The sequence below is a fragment of the Mesorhizobium sp. Arg314 genome (assembly GCF_053714275.1).
This window is the reverse complement of sequence record NZ_JBSKBP010000147.1, coordinates 1-2,144: the sequence shown is the minus strand read 5'-3', so window position 1 is coordinate 2,144 and position 2,144 is coordinate 1. Positions and strand designations below refer to the sequence as shown.

Annotated in this window: 2 protein-coding genes and 1 pseudogene; 1 reads left to right on the top strand and 2 read right to left on the bottom strand. The window is 60.0% G+C overall.

Going from position 1 to position 2,144, the window contains the following annotated elements; translation table 11 throughout:
• Positions 1-158: 158 nt before the first annotated feature.
• Positions 159-1,121 carry an NUDIX hydrolase gene (locus ACWGS9_RS34640; RefSeq protein ID WP_454509414.1) on the bottom strand — a complete coding sequence of 321 codons (963 nt, stop codon included), beginning with the start codon at positions 1,119-1,121 and terminating at the stop codon, positions 159-161.
• Positions 1,122-1,677: 556 nt separating this feature from the next.
• On the opposite strand from ACWGS9_RS34640, the pseudogene ACWGS9_RS34635 reads away from it, so the two are divergent.
• A pseudogene (locus ACWGS9_RS34635) lies at positions 1,678-1,761 on the top strand (cold-shock protein); the annotation flags it as partial.
• A 170-nt stretch (positions 1,762-1,931) separates the two neighbouring features.
• On the opposite strand, the gene ACWGS9_RS34630 reads toward ACWGS9_RS34635, so the two are convergent.
• Positions 1,932-2,144, bottom strand: a 213-nt coding sequence (locus tag ACWGS9_RS34630; protein WP_454509413.1) for a MucR family transcriptional regulator, incomplete at its 5' end; no start/stop codon positions are given.

Genomic DNA, 2,144 nt, shown 5'->3' with positions numbered 1-2,144 from the left:
TCGATGTCGTCGGCAAAGCCCGGCCATTCGACTGGCGGGATCACCCGCCGGACGCGCTCATAGAGGGATGCGGCCGTAGGTAACGCGCCGATCATCCGCGCCTCGCTTATATTCCGGCTGACAATAACCGGCATATATCTACGCCGACTATAAAGGTGTCAAGCTCGCGAGAGCGGCAATTTTGTTCCGGCGACTGCCCGGTCATCGAGGACATTGCGGCGAAAGCGATAAAGCTTCGCCGGCCGCCCGCCCGTGTCGAGGGCAGTTTCACCTGTTTCTTCGACCAACTCCTGCTGCTCGACGAGCCGGCGGAAGTTCGGCTTGTTGATGAGTCGGCCTGCCAGCGCTTCCACGGTTCGCTGCAGATGGAGCAGGGTGAAGCTCGGTCGCATCAGCTCGAAGACGACCGGCCGGTATTTAATCTTGGAGCGAAGCCGCGCGATGCCAGTCGCAAGGATCCGGCGATGATCGCAGACCATCACCTTGCCTGACACGGCTACCGATAGAGTGGGCTCCGGTTTCACCCCAGACTCTTCGACCAACGCTGCTTCATAGAGCAGCTCGTAGCGCTGGAGCGTAAGATCCTCGTTCCAAGGGCGATCGTCAAAGGCGAAGGCAATCGCCACACGCTGCCGGCGTTCGCGTCGCGTCGCTGCGCTGCTGGCACCCTTCGCCCAGGCCATCAGGCGCGGCCGCAAGATGCTCAGCGCCTTCGGCGTGCCGTATCGATGGTCCTCCCAGGGAAAATAGTCGTACCAGCTTTTCCAGTCGCAATTGCGCGACACGGCAATAGCTTCCTGCCGGGTCAGCGCGAGATAGCTGATCGAGATATTGCGCTGTTTGCGCCCCGCCTCGATGCGGTCACCGTCGGCGAAGGTATAGAGCTGCTCGATATAGCCCAGCGGGTGGCCTGTCTGTTGTTCGACCCAGTCCCTCAGGCCAGACTGCAGGGAACGGTGACTGAGCGCGAACGGACCGGAGGGCAGCGCGTCCTGTTGCCCGATGGTGAGAACACAAGGTTCGCGGTCGGTCACGGCCGCGACAACCGCGATCAAGTCCAGGTTGATGTCGCGGCCTTCCCGAGCATTGCTATTTTTGTTTCGTGTTGCTTGGTCGTGCATGTTGCAGACGTGGCCGTGCTCTGTGAGGCGACGGGGCTAAACCGATTTAATCAACGTGTATCATGCCGGGGGGCGCGTCAACGGCGTACCGGTACAGTCTTTGGTGCTCGCACTCGCATAGAACTGGTCCAAACGCGACACCCGCGGTAGGTAACGCAAGGGAAGGGCACGGCTTTTTGCCGACCGTGAAGACGCGGCGAGCGCAATGAACAGATTGAGGCGGTTTAGCCCGGTGCAACGCGTATAGTCGGCATTCTCGATCTGCGCGTCACAGCGAAGTTTCGCTGCCCTGGCTGCCGGATCGCACACAACGGTTTTGGACTAACCGTTCGGCCAGAGCGGCCATGGCGAGCGATGGCCGCTGCAGCCAAAGGACGAAGCAGTTGTTACCCAAGCGTTCACAGCCGATATCCTGCAGGGATTTTCCTCTGGCAATCCAAGGGGCCATACGATTTCTCGTTTTTGCTGCGCCTCTCCCCAAATCAGAGTGTTAGCTGGCTTGGGCAAACCAACGCTGCAACCGATACAAAGGAAAAATGCATGACAACTGGTACTGGACGTTTTTGTCCACATCTCCGAAATCGAGCAGGACCGCCGCACCGGCAAATCCTCAGCCGGCAATCTCAGTAAAATAAGGTGAGCTGACGGCTTCTTGCGCATGGCGCAACAGCGCCGAGCTTCTACGATCGTCGCAGACGAAATCGCGCCGGAACATGAATCGACGCAGGCCTTGCGCAAATTGCTGCAGGCCGGGGAGCGCGCGGCGAAAGGAGGGTTCTCCCCGCCTTTCAAGTCAGCGCCCCGGAACGCTCAAGTCGCACCGTTTTTGCGGGCCCTGTTTGCAGGTGCACCCTCTTCGGTCTGACCAGGCTTTCTACCGAGGCCCATGGTCTTGGCTAAAGCAGAGCGCGCCGCGGCATAATTCGGGGCTACCATCGGATAGTCCGCCGGCAGGCCCCACTTGGCGCGGTATTCGTCAGGCGTAAGGCCATAGTGGGTCGCGAGATGCCGCTTCAGAGACTT

Bases quoted from the DNA above. Each gene is read 5' to 3' on its own strand.
- ACWGS9_RS34640 (WP_454509414.1), bottom strand. From the start codon at position 1,121: ATGCACGACCAAGCAACACGAAACAAAAATAGCAATGCTCGGGAAGGC.